Raw genomic sequence first — 13,512 nt, 5'->3', positions numbered from 1 at the left:
ACTGAGGCGCGCATCAGATGCCGTGGCCGATGTGTTCAGCGAACTGTACTGGGATGCAGACAAGGTCAGCTCGCAATCAGGAGAGAAGAAAAACAATAGAAATCAGGTGATGCGAATGATCCGTTTTACCGGCAAATGCCTGCTGATCGCCATTGTCATGTTTTTCGGCGTTTTGTTCGGCATGCAGCAGGCAAACAGCGGAATGCTTGATATGAAAGGATACAAAGATCCCTCCTTAAAAGGAGCATTCACGCTCGGCGGCGGAGAAGGACAGGAAAAAGAAGCTTCCATTTTGGGGCAAACCGTTACGGCGAAAGATCTGGAAGAAAAACAAAAACAGCTGGAACAGGCGGAAACCTTCAACCTGTTTTCAAAAGCGGGAGAAACCCTTTCAAATACCGTGACGGACTCGGCGCAGGCGATGTACGAGTGGGTTTCGAAACTGAACCGATAGCATTGATGAAGAGAAAAGCGGATGATTCCTTAAAGGAAGCTTTTCTCTTTCTTGTTTTAATTGAATGTTTACAATCCTATTGATATAATCTAAGCTAGTGTATTTTGCGTTTAATAGTAGGAGTGATAGATTGTGACAGATAAAGAAAAGCGTTTAGAGAGGCAGTCAAGAATCCGGAATTTCTCCATCATCGCCCATATAGACCACGGCAAATCGACCTTGGCGGATCGGATTTTAGAAAAACATCGGCGATCACCCAGCGGGAAATGAAAGAACAATTGCTTGATTCAATGGACCTTGAACGCGAACGGGGAATTACCATCAAATTAAATTCCGTTCAGCTGAAATACAAAGCAAAAGACGGAGAAGAATATATATTCCATCTCATCGACACGCCCGGACACGTCGACTTTACATATGAAGTTTCGCGAAGCCTGGCTGCCTGTGAAGGCGCGATTCTCGTTGTTGATGCGGCTCAGGGAATAGAAGCGCAGACATTGGCGAACGTCTATCTGGCGCTTGATAATGATCTTGAGATTCTTCCTGTCATTAATAAAATCGATCTTCCGAGCGCAGAGCCAGAACGTGTGCGTCAAGAGGTTGAGGACGTTATCGGCCTTGACGCTTCAGACGCCGTCCTCGCTTCAGCGAAAGCGGGCATCGGCATCGAAGACATTTTAGAACAGATCGTAGAAAAAGTGCCGGCTCCCGCGGGAGATCCGGAAGCTCCGCTGAAAGCGCTCATCTTTGACTCGCTTTATGACGCGTACCGCGGAGTCGTCGCGTATATCAGAGTCGTAGAAGGAACGGTCAAACCGGGCCAGAAAATTAAAATGATGGCAACCGGAAAAGAGTTTGAAGTCATTGAAGTCGGCGTCTTTACGCCGAAAGCGCAGCCGGCTGACGAATTGACAGTCGGTGACGTAGGCTATTTGACAGCCGCAATCAAAAACGTCGGCGACACCCGTGTCGGTGATACGATCACGAGCGCGGTTAAGCCTGCGGCAGAAGCGCTTCCGGGCTACCGCAAACTCAATCCGATGGTATACTGCGGACTTTATCCGATTGACACAGCCAAATATAATGATTTGCGTGAAGCTCTGGAAAAACTTGAATTGAACGATTCATCTCTTCAATACGAGGCGGAGACGTCACAAGCCCTCGGCTTCGGTTTCCGCTGCGGTTTTTTAGGAATGCTTCACATGGAAATCATTCAAGAGCGGATTGAACGGGAATTTAAAATTGACCTTATTACGACCGCGCCGAGCGTTATTTATGACGTTTATATGACGGACGGCGAAAAGATCATCGTGGATAACCCGTCAAACATGCCTGACCCGCAAAAAATAGAGTGGGTGGAAGAACCTTATGTCAAAGCGACGATGATGGTTCCGAACGATTACGTCGGAGCGGTTATGGAGCTTTGTCAGGGGAAACGGGGCAACTTTATCGATATGCAGTACTTAGACGCCAACCGGGTCAGCATTGTATATGAGATGCCTCTTGCGGAAATCGTATATGAATTTTTTGATCAGCTGAAATCCAGCACGAAAGGGTACGCCTCTTTCGATTACGAGCTGATCGGCTACAAACCGTCCAAACTCGTCAAAATGGATATTATGCTGAATGCAGAAAAAATTGATGCGCTGTCGTTTATCGTGCACCGCGATTACGCATACGAGCGCGGGAAAGTCATCGTCGAAAAATTGAAAGAATTGATTCCCCGCCAGCAATTCGAAGTGCCCGTACAGGCAGCGATCGGACAGAAAATCGTGGCCCGCTCAACCATTAAGGCCATGCGGAAAAACGTCCTTGCAAAATGTTACGGAGGAGACATCTCGCGGAAACGGAAGCTTCTTGAAAAACAAAAAGAAGGAAAACGCCGGATGAAGCAGGTCGGCTCGGTAGAAGTGCCGCAGGAAGCGTTTATGGCCGTTCTTAAAATGGATGACAGCCCGAAAAAATAACGGAAGCCGCCGCAGTCCCGCGCTGCGGCTTCTTTCTGTAAAGAAGAAGGTGTTTCAAAATGAAATCAGCTTATATTCATATTCCGTTTTGTGAGCATATCTGCCACTATTGCGATTTCAATAAATATTTTATTCAGAGCCAGCCTGTCGATGAGTACTTAAACTCACTCGAAAAGGAAATGATAAATACAATAGAACGGACGGGACGCCCTGATCTCCGCACGATTTTTATCGGGGGAGGCACGCCGACATCGCTCTCACCCGCCCAGCTGGAAAAATTGATGGATTCCATTCACCGTGTGCTGAAACCTTCTGACGGACTCATAGAATTTGCCGCGGAAGCGAATCCGGATGATTTGTCCCCGGAAAAATTAAAAATCATGAAAAATGCCGGTGTCAACAGGCTGAGCTTCGGTGTTCAAACCTTTGAAGATGAGCTTTTACAAAAAATCGGCAGAGTGCATAAACAAAAGGACGTATTCACTTCCTTTGAACGAGCGAGGGCTCTCGGCTTCGACAACATCAGTCTCGATTTGATGTTCGGCCTGCCGGGTCAGACGCTGGCCGATCTTGACAATTCCGTCAAAACGGCTTTGTCTCTTGATGCGGAGCATTATTCCGTTTACTCGCTGATCGTAGAGCCGAAAACGGTGTTTTATAATTTAATGCAAAAAGGCCGCCTGCATCTCCCGGCGCAAGAACAAGAGGCCGAGATGTATGAAACGGTCATGAGGCAGATGAGCGAAGCGGGCATCCGTCAATACGAGATCAGTAACTTTGCAAAGCCCGGATTCGAGTCGCAGCATAATCTGACGTATTGGAGCAATGAAGCGTATTTCGGTTTTGGCGCAGGCGCTCACGGATATATCAGCGGCACGCGCACCGTCAACGCCGGGCCTGTGAAACATTACATTCAGCTCATCGAAGAAAAGGGGCTGCCTTATCGTGACACGCACGAGGTGACACGTGAGGAGCAGATTGAAGAAGAAATGTTCCTCGGTCTCAGAAAAATGTCCGGCGTACAAAAGCAAGCTTTTCTCGATAAATTCGGACGCTCGGTTGACGAACTGTTTCCCGATGTTCTCAAAGATTTAACCGAAAAAGGCCTGATCTGTGGCACGGAAGAATCGGTTGCATTAACGCATGAGGGCAAATTATTAGGAAATGAGGTTTTTGGCGCTTTTTTGGGTGAGTTATAATTGACATTTTTCTTTTGGTTTGTTACTTTTGATATAGAATTAGCACTCGCTGACCTTGAGTGCTAACAGGGGTGATGATGATGTTAACAAATCGTCAGCTGTTGATCCTGCAAGTGATTATTAATGATTTTATACAATCAGCGCAGCCTGTAGGATCAAGAACTCTTTCAAAAAAAGACGAGATTACATTCAGCTCTGCAACGATCAGAAACGAGATGGCTGACTTGGAGGAATTGGGCTTTATTGAAAAAACCCATTCATCCTCAGGACGGATTCCGTCGGAAAAAGGGTACAGGTATTATGTCGATCATTTGCTGTCACCCGTCAAGCTGACAAAAACCGATCTGGATTTAATTCACTCGATATTTAAAGAAAAATCTTCGAGCTGGAAAAAACAGTCCAAAAATCAGCGCAAATCCTGTCCGACCTGACAAACTACACATCGATTGTCCTCGGGCCGACGCTGAGCGAGAACTATCTTAAACAGATTCAAATCGTTCCGATCCAGCCGGATAAGGCGGTCGCCATCCTCGTCACGAACACGGGGCATGTCGAAAACCGCACCATCAATTTCCCGGCTAAAGTGGATTTGGCCGATATTGAAAAACTGGTCAATATATTAAACGATCGATTAGCGGGCGTGCCGATGGACGAACTGAATGAGCGCATTTTTAAAGAGGTTGTCACATATTTAAGGCAGCATATCGCCAACTATGACAGCATACTTGAATCGCTCCGCTCCACATTCCATCCGGCGGCCCACGTTGAGAAATTGTTTTTCGGCGGAAAGATCAACATGCTGAATCAGCCGGAGTTCCATGATATTGAAAGGGTCCGCTCGCTCTTATCTTTAATTGAAAAAGAGCAGGATGTTCTGAAGCTGTTTCAGTCATCAAAAGCGGGGATTTCAATCAAAATCGGGAAAGAAAACGACTACGAAGAAATGGAAAACTGCAGCTTAATCACGGCCACTTATACAGTTGATACGAAACAGATCGGATCAATCGCGATTATCGGGCCGACGCGCATGGATTATTCAAGAGTCGTCAGCCTGCTGCAGCATGTGACTTCGGACTTGTCAAAAGCATTCACAAGTTTGTATGATGAATAAGGGAATTTTGGCAATCATTTTCAGTCATCTTTTTACAGCATTTGAGGGAGGTGAACACAATGTCAGAAGAAAAACAAACCGCAGAACAGGTTGAAGCAGCAGAACAAGAAGAAGTGACAGAACAGGCAGAACAAGCGGCTTCACAAGAGCAGCATGAAGAAACGGCAGGTCAGGAAGAAGCCCTTCAGCACCAAATTGATGAATTGCAGGGTTTGATTGATGAAAAAGAAAACAAGCTTTTGCGTGTTCAAGCAGACTTTGAAAACTATAAACGACGCAGCCGCCTTGAAATGGAAGCTGCTCAGAAATACCGTTCTCAAAACGTCGTAACGGAAATCCTTCCGGCTCTCGACAACTTTGAACGGGCGTTACAGGTAGAAGCTGAAAGCGAGCAGACAAAAAGCTTGCTGCAAGGTATGGAAATGGTCCGCCGCCAGCTGATGGACGCACTTGAAAAAGAAGGCGTTGAAGCCATCGAAGCTGTCGGTCAGGAATTTGATCCGAACCTTCACCAAGCCGTCATGCAGGTGGAAGATGAAAACTTCGGCAGCAATATTGTTATCGAAGAACTGCAAAAAGGCTACAAACTGAAGGATCGCGTCATCCGTCCTTCAATGGTAAAAGTGAATCAATAACTACATAGCAGGAGGTAATTCAAAGTGAGTAAAGTAATCGGAATTGACTTGGGTACGACAAACTCATGTGTGGCAGTGCTTGAAGGCGGAGAGCCTACAGTAATCGCCAACGCTGAAGGAAACCGTACGACTCCGTCAGTCGTTGCATTTAAAAACGGCGAGCGCCAAGTAGGGGAAGTGGCGAAACGCCAATCAATCACAAATCCTAACACAATCATGTCTGTTAAACGCCATATGGGTACTGACTATAAAGTGGAAATCGAAGGAAAAGACTACACGCCTCAAGAAGTGTCAGCTATTATCCTTCAGCATCTGAAAGCATACGCTGAAAGCTACCTCGGCGAAACAGTTTCAAAAGCCGTTATCACGGTTCCTGCATACTTCAACGATGCAGAGCGCCAAGCGACAAAAGATGCCGGTAAAATCGCCGGTCTTGAAGTAGAGCGTATTATCAACGAACCGACTGCAGCAGCGCTTGCATACGGACTTGATAAAACGGACGAAGACCAAACGATTCTTGTTTACGACCTTGGCGGCGGTACGTTTGACGTATCTGTTCTTGAACTTGGCGACGGCGTGTTTGAAGTCCGTTCAACTGCCGGTGACAACCGTCTTGGCGGGGACGACTTTGACCAAGTCATCATCGATCATCTCGTAGCAGAATTCAAAAAAGAAAACGGCATTGATCTTTCAAAAGACAAAATGGCGCTTCAGCGTTTGAAAGATGCGGCTGAGAAAGCGAAAAAAGATCTTTCCGGCGTATCATCTACACAAATTTCTTTACCATTTATCACAGCGGGAGAAGCAGGTCCTCTTCACCTTGAGCTGACACTGACCCGCGCTAAATTCGAAGAGCTTTCCGCTCACCTTGTTGAGCGCACAATGGCTCCTGTCCGTCAGGCTCTTCAAGATGCGGATCTTTCTGCGAGCGAAATCGACAAAGTTATCCTTGTCGGCGGATCAACACGTATTCCTGCCGTACAGGAAGCAATTAAAAAAGAAACGGGTAAAGAAGCGCATAAAGGCGTAAACCCTGATGAAGTTGTAGCGCTGGGTGCAGCGATTCAAGGCGGCGTCATCACGGGAGACGTAAAAGACGTTGTTCTTCTTGACGTTACACCGCTTTCTCTCGGTATTGAAACAATGGGCGGCGTGTTCACGAAACTGATCGACCGCAACACGACAATTCCGACGAGCAAGTCTCAAGTATTCTCAACTGCAGCTGACAACCAAACGGCTGTTGACATTCACGTGCTTCAAGGTGAGCGCCCGATGTCTGCCGACAACAAAACGCTCGGCCGCTTCCAGCTTACTGATATCCCGCCTGCACCGCGCGGCGTACCGCAAATCGAAGTTTCTTTCGATATTGACAAAAACGGTATCGTAAACGTAAGAGCGAAAGACTTAGGCACAGGAAAAGAACAAAACATTACAATCAAATCTTCTTCAGGTCTTTCTGATGATGAGATCGAACGCATGGTAAAAGAAGCGGAAGAAAACGCTGACGCTGATGCGAAGAGAAAAGAAGAAATCGAAGTCCGCAACGAAGCTGACCAGCTTGTGTTCCAAACGGAAAAAACATTAAAAGATCTGGAAGGCAAAGTGGACGAAGAGCAAGTGAAAAAAGCAAACGACGCGAAAGACGCGCTGAAAGCCGCTATCGAGAAAAACGAAATTGAAGACATCAAAGCGAAAAAAGATGAGCTTCAAACAATCGTTCAAGAGCTTTCTATGAAGCTTTATGAAGAAGCGGCAAAAGCGCAGCAGGCTGAAGGCGCAGCAAACGCTGAAGGCAAAAAAGCGGATGACAACGTTGTCGATGCGGAATACGAAGAAGTAAAAGACGACGAAACGAAAAATAAGTTCTTTCCCGCATGGCTTTAGGCGGAAGAACACACAGCATATTCTGATTCAACAGACAGAAAGTCAAAGTCAGGCATCTCTTGGCTTTGACTTTTTTTCTTGCCCGGGATAAAAGGAATTGAAAAAACATAATTCAAAATGATACAATCTAATTTATGTGAGAAATTCGGGAGAGTGAAGCGAGATGAGTAAGCGTGATTACTATGAAGTGCTTGGGGTAAGTAAGAGCGCTTCAAAGGATGAAATCAAAAAAGCCTATCGGAAGCTTTCAAAAAAATATCATCCTGATATCAATAAAGAATCCGGAGCAGATGAAAAATTCAAAGAGGTAAAAGAAGCGTACGAAGCGCTCTCAGACGACCAAAAACGCGCTCAATATGACCAATTCGGCCATACAGACCCTAACCAGGGATTCGGCGGCGGTTTCGGAGGCGGCGGAGACTTCGGCGGCTTCGGTTTCGATGACATATTCTCAAGCATCTTCGGAGGCGGCACGAGACGCCGTGACCCGAATGCGCCGCGGCAAGGCGCGGATCTGCAGTATACAATGACCCTGTCATTTGAAGACGCGGCTTTCGGAAAAGAAACGATCATTGAAATTCCGCGCGAAGAGAATTGCGAAACATGTAAAGGATCGGGCGCGAAGCCGGGAACAAAGCCGGATACGTGCTCGCACTGCGGAGGTTCAGGCCAGCTGAACGTCGAACAGAACACGCCGTTTGGCAAAGTGGTTAACCGAAGAGTCTGCCACCACTGTGAAGGAACAGGAAAAATCATCAAAAACAAGTGTTCTGACTGCGGCGGCACGGGCAAAGTGAAAAACGGAAAAAAATCAATGTCACGATTCCTGCCGGTGTGGATGACGGACAGCAGCTGCGCGTTCCGGGCCAAGGTGAACCTGGCGTAAACGGAGGGCCTGCGGGAGATCTGTTTGTCGTATTCCATGTGCGCGCCCACGAGTTCTTTGAACGCGACGGAGACGATATTTATTGCGAAATGCCGTTAACGTTTGCCCAAGCGGCACTCGGAGACGAAGTGGAAGTGCCGACGCTTCACGGAAAAGTGAAATTGAAAATACCTGCCGGCACACAAACAGGCACGAAATTCAGATTAAGAGGCAAAGGCGTTCAGAACGTCCGGGGCTACGGACAAGGCGACCAGCACATTGTCGTCCGCGTCGTCACACCGACGAATCTGACAGACAAACAAAAAGACATCATCCGCGAGTTCGCTGAAGTCAGCGGAAACCTGCCGGATGAACAAGAAATGAGTTTCTTTGACAAAGTAAAACGCGCATTTAAAGGCGAGTAATGATTGGATAGGAGTTGGTAGTTTTGAAATGGTCCGAAATCAGCATTCACACAACACATGAAGCGGTCGAACCCATCTCAAATATTTTGCATGAAGCTGGTGCGAGCGGGGTTGTCATCGAAGATCCGCTTGATTTAATGAAAGAGCGTGAGAATGTTTACGGGGAAATCTACCAGCTCGACCCCAATGATTACCCCGATGAGGGTGTCATTGTCAAAGCGTATCTGCCGATTAACAGTTTCCTCGGCGAAACGGTGGACGGCATTAAAGAGACGATTAATAATCTGCTTTTGTACGACATTGATTTAGGCAGAAACACAATCACCATTTCTGAAGTTAATGAAGAAGAATGGGCGACAGCTTGGAAAAAGTATTATCATCCGGTGAAAATTTCTGAAAAATTCACGATCGTACCCACATGGGAAACGTACACACCCGTGAATACCGATGAACTGATTATCGAAATGGATCCGGGCATGGCATTCGGTACGGGAACGCATCCGACAACCGTTCTGTGCATTCAGGCGCTTGAGCGTATCGTTCAAAAAGGCGACCGTGTCATTGATGTCGGCACCGGTTCAGGAATTTTAAGCATCGCGGCCGCCATGCTTGAGGCCGAATCGGTTCATGCATATGACCTTGATCCGGTCGCTGTTGAAAGCGCGCGTCTGAATCTAAAATTGAACAAAGTGAGTGATACGGCCGAAGTGAAGCAGAACAATTTGTTAGACGGCATCACGGGCGAACATGATGTCATTGTCGCAAATATTTTGGCGGAAGTGATTCTCCGCTTTACATCACAGGCGTACGACCTGCTCAAAGACGGAGGCCATTTTATTACTTCAGGCATTATCGGCCAGAAAAACAGGAAGTAAAAGAAGCGTTGGAAAAAGCCGGCTTTACCATCACAGAGATTCTGTCTATGGAAGATTGGGTCAGCATCATCGCGAAAAAATAACAGTTAGTAGGTGTCACAGCGTATGCAACGATATTTTATCGAGCTCACGAAGCAGGAGATGGACGAAACTCCCGATTTTCAAATTACGGGGGAAGACGTCCACCATATAGCGAACGTCATGAGAATGAGTGCGGGAGACCGGATTATCTGCTGTTCGAAAGACGGCCATGAAGCGTTATGCCTGCTTAAAGAGGTTTCTAAAGATCATATATCATGCAGCATTGCTGAATGGACGGGTGAAAACCGTGAACTGCCTTTGAAGATCAGGATCGCCAGCGGCCTTCCGAAAGGCGATAAGCTTGAATGGATTATCCAAAAAGGGACCGAGCTGGGGGCTAGTATGTTCATCCCCTTTCAAGGCGCCAGATCCGTCGTTAAGCTAGACGACAAAAAGGCAAAGAAAAGCGGGAGAGATGGGTGAAAATCGCGAAGGAAGCGGCGGAGCAATCGTACCGCAATGAAATTCCCGAAGTGAAAACCGTTCATACGTTCCCGCAGCTGCTTGAAATGGCGGAGAATGTCGATAAATGTGTCGTTGCATACGAGGAGTCATCAAAGCAGGGGGAAACGGGCGCTTTCGCCGCGGAGCTTAAAAGCCTTCCGCAAGGTTCGTCTCTTTTAATCGTATTCGGCCCTGAAGGCGGTCTGACTGAGTCTGAAGTTCATCAGCTTTCAGAAAAAGGCGCCGTCTTATGCGGCCTCGGACCGAGAATTTTACGGACTGAAACTGCGCCTCTTTACGCGTTAAGCGCAGTTTCCTATCATACAGAGTTATTAAGAGGTGATCAGTAATGGCAACTGTTGCTTTTCATACCCTTGGCTGCAAGGTCAATCATTATGAAACAGAAGCAATCTGGCAGCTGTTTAAAGATGCGGGTTATGAACGAAAAGAATTCGAACAGACAGCAGATGTATATGTCATTAATACATGTACGGTAACAAACACGGGAGATAAAAAAAGCCGTCAAGTCATCAGACGGGCGATCCGCCAAAATCCTGACGGCGTCATCTGCGTAACAGGGTGCTATGCGCAAACCTCTCCGGCAGAAATTATGGCCATCCCGGGTGTTGACATCGTCGTCGGCACGCAGGATCGTGAAAAAATGCTCGGTTACATTGAGCAGTACAGGGAAGAGCGTCAGCCGATCAACGGCGTCGGCAATATTATGAAAGCACGCGTGTTTGAAGAGCTGGATGTTCCCGCTTTTACTGACCGCACAAGAGCGTCGTTAAAAATCCAAGAGGGCTGCAACAACTTCTGTACGTTCTGCATTATCCCTTGGGCGCGCGGCCTGCTTCGTTCCCGCGATCCGGAAGAAGTCATTAAACAGGCGCAGCAGCTGGTGGATGCCGGCTATAAAGAAATCGTCCTGACGGGGATTCATACGGGCGGCTACGGCGAAGATATGAAAGATTATAATTTCGCCAAGCTTCTCCGCGAGCTTGATACACGTGTAGAAGGACTGAAGCGGATCAGAATTTCATCTATTGAAGCAAGCCAAATCACTGATGAAGTGATTGAAGTGCTGGACGCGTCTGATAAAATCGTCCGCCACCTTCATATCCCGATTCAGTCAGGATCAAACACCGTTCTGAAACGGATGAGACGCAAATATACGATGGAATTTTTCGCGGACCGTTTAAATAAGCTGAAAGAAGCGCTGCCGGGTCTTGCCGTCACATCTGATGTCATCGTCGGTTTCCCGGGTGAAACGGAAGAAGAATTTATGGAAACATACCGGTTCATTAAAGAACATAAGTTTTCAGAGCTTCACGTATTCCCTTACAGCAAACGCACCGGAACACCTGCGGCCAGAATGGAAGACCAGGTTGACGAGAACGTGAAAAACGAACGGGTGCATAAGCTGATTGCGCTGTCTGACCAGCTTGCCAAAGAATACGCCTCCGATTATGAAGGAGAGGTTCTGGAAATCATTCCGGAAGAGGCGTTTAAAGAGTCTGATGAGGACGGCATGTTCGTCGGCTATACGGACAATTACATGAAAGTCGTCTTCAAAGGCACGGAAGATGTAATCGGCAAACTTGTCAAAGTCAAAATTCAAAAAGCGGGCTATCCGTATAACGAAGGACAATTCGTCCGCGTCGTTGAGGATGAAATGACCCGGAACATGCGCATGTCTTCATAACAGATAAAAAAACCGGTGCCTTCCCGCATCGGTTTTTTTACGGTTTCGGAGGAATCATCCTGTCAATCAGCCGATAAAACAAATGTGTGAACGGCAGAAACAATAAGGCGGTGACTACGTTAAATAACAGGCTGAAATGCGCAATCATCTGCGCGGGATCATCAGACAGGCGCTCCGTAATACCTGCTGATGCAGACAGGAAGGGAAAGACGAGCAGTACGCCGAGAATATTAAACACTACGTGAGCACCGGCGGTCTGTCTGGCGGCATAACCGCCTGAAACAGCAGCCATGACGGCCGTGACGCATGTCCCGATATTAGATCCCAGAACGACGCTGACCGCTTGTTCAATGCCGATCACCCCTTCGTTCATAAAACTCATCAAAATGCCGATGCAGACGGAGCTTGAATGAATGATTGCCGTCAATATCATGCCGATAAAAAGAGCGGACCAGCTCGAATCATTCACATGGCGCAAAACCTCCGCCCCCGCCTTCATTTCTGTCAGCGGAACGGCAAGCCGGCTGAAGCATGTGATGCAAAAAAGATGATGCCGAGACCGAGGAAGCTTATACCGATCTGCCTGAACGGATATTTACGGATGAGGATAAACACAAGGCCTCCGATAAAAAGCACCCAAATGAGCACGTCCATCTTTATGGCTAAAAACTCCGTCGTAAATGTGGAGCCGACATTCGTGCCGAGAATCATCGGAATGGTCCGTTTAAAAGATAAAGCGCCTGCGCTGACAAAGCCGATGACAATGACCATGAAGGCTGAGCTGCTCTGAAGAAAACCGGTGAATATGATGCTTATGAGAAAAGCTTTCAAAGGGTGGTCGGTAAATAAGAGCAGGCTTTTCTCAATTTTTGAATACGTTAATGCGATCAGGCCCTGCCTGAGCAGGCTCATTCCGAGTAAAAAAACAGGATAAGTGCGGTAAAGAGAATCAGTATTATCAAACGAAACACCCCTTTCCATCATTATATAGACAAGCAGCCTTATTCATGACGGAAAAGTGAGCTCGCTTAGTTGACCTGACTGATGGCTTATATTATAATGTCAAAGTACATGTTTATATATGTATCTTTTTAAAGGTAGTCGATTGGTGTATTCGGAGGGAGGGAAAGAGAATGTCAAAAACGGTCGTTAGAAAAAACGAATCGCTTGAAGATGCTCTTCGTCGCTTCAAACGCAGTGTATCAAAGACAGGTACTTTGCAAGAAGCAAGAAAGCGCGAATTTTATGAAAAACCTAGCGTAAAGCGCAAGAAAAAGTCAGAAGCTGCTAGAAAACGCAAATTCTAAAAGAGGGTGGATTTATGAGTCTTCTTGAGCGACTTAACCAAGATATGAAGCTGTATATGAAAAGCCGTGAGAAAGACAAACTGACTGTCGTTCGAATGGTGAAAGCTTCACTTCAAAACGAAGCAATTAAGCTTAAGAAAGACAGTTTGACCGAGGATGAGGAACTTACTGTCCTATCTCGTGAACTTAAGCAACGTAAAGACTCCCTCCATGAATTTTCAAACGCTGATCGTTTAGATTTAGTAGATAAAGTTCAAAAAGAGCTGGACATTTTAGAAATTTATTTACCGAAGCAGCTTTCTGAAGAAGAGCTGCAGACAATTGTAAATGAAACCATCGCTGAAGTCGGTGCGAGCTCCAAAGCGGACATGGGCAAAGTGATGAGTGCTATTATGCCTAAAGTAAAAGGTAAAGCTGACGGCAGCGTAATTAACAGACTTGTCAGCAGTCAATTATCTTAATTGACAAGAAAAAAGACATCTTTCCTAGAGAGATGTCTTTTTTTATACATAAAAAAATGAAACTAAAGTACATTTGTTACGTATATAAAGAAGAACGAA

Annotated in this window: 7 protein-coding genes and 6 pseudogenes; 12 read left to right on the top strand and 1 reads right to left on the bottom strand. The window is 46.6% G+C overall.

Features of this window, described 5'->3' with window-relative positions; translation table 11 throughout:
- The first annotated feature begins 115 nt into the window (after window positions 1-115).
- The 10 genes and pseudogenes from D368_RS12365 (at window position 116) to mtaB (ending at window position 11,645) form a co-directional block, all read left to right on the top strand.
- Window positions 116-454 carry a YqxA family protein gene (locus D368_RS12365; protein WP_007408270.1) on the top strand — a complete coding sequence of 113 codons (339 nt, stop codon included), beginning with the start codon at window positions 116-118 and terminating at the stop codon, window positions 452-454.
- A gap of 132 nt (window positions 455-586) precedes the next feature.
- A pseudogene (lepA, locus tag D368_RS12360) lies at window positions 587-2,421 on the top strand (translation elongation factor 4).
- Window positions 2,422-2,480: 59 nt separating this feature from the next.
- Entirely contained in the window at window positions 2,481-3,620 is a 1,140-nt protein-coding gene (gene hemW / locus D368_RS12355; RefSeq protein ID WP_101562282.1) for a radical SAM family heme chaperone HemW, read from the top strand.
- A gap of 80 nt (window positions 3,621-3,700) precedes the next feature.
- Window positions 3,701-4,731 (top strand): annotated as a pseudogene (gene hrcA / locus D368_RS12350) (heat-inducible transcriptional repressor HrcA).
- 59 nt (window positions 4,732-4,790) lie between these two features.
- Window positions 4,791-5,366: a nucleotide exchange factor GrpE gene (gene grpE / locus D368_RS12345; protein WP_128574843.1), complete on the top strand. Its 576-nt coding sequence runs from the start codon at window positions 4,791-4,793 to the stop codon at window positions 5,364-5,366.
- Between the two features lie 24 nt (window positions 5,367-5,390).
- Entirely contained in the window at window positions 5,391-7,250 is a 1,860-nt protein-coding gene (gene dnaK / locus D368_RS12340) for a molecular chaperone DnaK (protein WP_128574842.1), read from the top strand.
- Window positions 7,251-7,413: 163 nt separating this feature from the next.
- A pseudogene (gene dnaJ, locus D368_RS12335) lies at window positions 7,414-8,540 on the top strand (molecular chaperone DnaJ).
- Between the two features lie 23 nt (window positions 8,541-8,563).
- Window positions 8,564-9,498 (top strand): annotated as a pseudogene (gene prmA / locus D368_RS12330) (50S ribosomal protein L11 methyltransferase).
- A gap of 22 nt (window positions 9,499-9,520) precedes the next feature.
- Window positions 9,521-10,290 (top strand): annotated as a pseudogene (locus D368_RS12325) (16S rRNA (uracil(1498)-N(3))-methyltransferase).
- Window positions 10,290-11,645, top strand: coding sequence for a tRNA (N(6)-L-threonylcarbamoyladenosine(37)-C(2))-methylthiotransferase MtaB (gene mtaB, locus D368_RS12320; RefSeq protein ID WP_014305444.1), 1,356 nt, complete (start codon window positions 10,290-10,292; stop codon window positions 11,643-11,645). The pseudogene D368_RS12325 and the gene mtaB overlap by 1 nt, the downstream one beginning before the upstream one ends.
- Window positions 11,646-11,682: 37 nt before the next feature.
- On the opposite strand, the pseudogene D368_RS12315 reads toward mtaB, so the two are convergent.
- Window positions 11,683-12,607 (bottom strand): annotated as a pseudogene (locus D368_RS12315) (Na/Pi symporter).
- A 171-nt stretch (window positions 12,608-12,778) separates the two neighbouring features.
- Between D368_RS12315 and rpsU the strand changes: the two are divergent.
- Window positions 12,779-12,952, top strand: a complete 174-nt coding sequence (gene rpsU, locus D368_RS12310) for a 30S ribosomal protein S21 (RefSeq protein ID WP_003152957.1) — start codon at window positions 12,779-12,781, stop codon at window positions 12,950-12,952.
- Window positions 12,953-12,966: 14 nt separating this feature from the next.
- Entirely contained in the window at window positions 12,967-13,413 is a 447-nt protein-coding gene (locus tag D368_RS12305) for a GatB/YqeY domain-containing protein (protein WP_003152958.1), read from the top strand.
- Window positions 13,414-13,512: the final 99 nt, after the last annotated feature.

Origin of the sequence: Paenibacillus lentimorbus NRRL B-30488 (genome assembly GCF_000411595.1) — a bacterium.
Classification (GTDB): Bacteria; Bacillota; Bacilli; order Bacillales; family Bacillaceae; genus Bacillus; species Bacillus velezensis.
This window is presented reverse-complemented; position numbering and strand designations above follow the sequence as displayed.

Bases quoted from the DNA above. Each gene is read 5' to 3' on its own strand.
- D368_RS12365 (WP_007408270.1), top strand. From the start codon at position 116: ATGATCCGTTTTACCGGCAAATGCCTGCTGATCGCCATTGTCATGTTT.
- hemW (WP_101562282.1), top strand. From the start codon at position 2,481: ATGAAATCAGCTTATATTCATATTCCGTTTTGTGAGCATATCTGCCAC.
- grpE (WP_128574843.1), top strand. From the start codon at position 4,791: ATGTCAGAAGAAAAACAAACCGCAGAACAGGTTGAAGCAGCAGAACAA.
- mtaB (WP_014305444.1), top strand. From the start codon at position 10,290: ATGGCAACTGTTGCTTTTCATACCCTTGGCTGCAAGGTCAATCATTAT.
- rpsU (WP_003152957.1), top strand. From the start codon at position 12,779: ATGTCAAAAACGGTCGTTAGAAAAAACGAATCGCTTGAAGATGCTCTT.
- D368_RS12305 (WP_003152958.1), top strand. From the start codon at position 12,967: ATGAGTCTTCTTGAGCGACTTAACCAAGATATGAAGCTGTATATGAAA.